The 925-nt window shown below is 57.8% G+C and carries 2 protein-coding genes; both read right to left on the reverse strand.

Annotated features, from left to right (window positions below):
* Nucleotides 1-488 (reverse strand): hypothetical protein (locus tag EN780_RS35415; protein ID WP_133372917.1); only part of this gene is annotated, 488 nt, incomplete at its 3' end.
* A gap of 76 nt (nt 489-564) precedes the next feature.
* Nucleotides 565-925, reverse strand: a 361-nt coding sequence (locus EN780_RS35420; protein WP_128276550.1) for a hypothetical protein, incomplete at its 5' end; no start/stop codon positions are given.

Here is a 925-nt window from a genome sequence, read left to right on the forward strand (position 1 = left end):
ACACGGACAAAGCTCGGACGCTTGTCGCGATCTTCCCACCCATCGATCTGAACGGGGAAACCACCGTCGCGCGCTCCATTCTCATCCCCGATCTGCCACATGGCTACTTGTTCGTCGAGATTCTTTGGGCGCTTCTTGGTGGACGCATAAATGTCTTCAAGGAATATCGCGCGCCGGTTCCAGTTAACGAGGCGGACGACGAGAGTGTTGTCTTCGGCGAGATGTTCGATTACGTCGAGTGTCGGGGGCGCGTCGCCCCAAATGAAGTCAGCCTGCCTTTTCAGGTGCGGTACGGTCAGCCAGGCAGCAACGAGCGCGCCCGCTGCGGCAGCCCAGCCACTGAGAGCGCCGAACCATTCGCGCCCTCGATCCCAGCTAAAGTTGTAAGTGAGGGCTTGTGTCAGCCACGTGGAGCTGATGACGGCGAGCACCACGAAACCCCCAATCAGAAAGCCGAGCATAAAAGCGATAGTGAGGCGAAGCTTCATCGCTGGTTCCATATCATGTTGGCCTAACCGGCCCGAAGCTGCGATTTTGGCCAAGGTAGAGAACAATGTGAGAACTTCATGATTTGCTCTGGGCTTGCAGATGCATCACGACGTTTTCGGCCGTAAATTTGAAACCTCGGCGATCGGGAATCCGCTCGGCGGAGACAGGATATTTCGGCCTCCGGGGATCGATGCCGGTGATCCGGAATCTTTCGCCTCCGGCATAAAACTCGCGTCCGAGGTCCGAGGCTGCCAAACCGTATTGTTCGGCCAGATACACGAACATGTCCTTTTCCAGATTGAAAGCCGTTCCGTCGGAGGCGGGGATGCTGACGCGAAACAGCGGCTCGAAGGCAAAGCCGGAATCCAGGCTGCGCCATCCGGCGCTTTCGATGATCAGCTCGTGATCCGCGGCGATCCTTTGGCACGCCTCGAGC

Source organism: Mesorhizobium sp. M4B.F.Ca.ET.089.01.1.1, from assembly GCF_004022605.1.
GTDB classification, from domain to species: Bacteria; Pseudomonadota; Alphaproteobacteria; order Rhizobiales; family Rhizobiaceae; genus Mesorhizobium; species Mesorhizobium abyssinicae.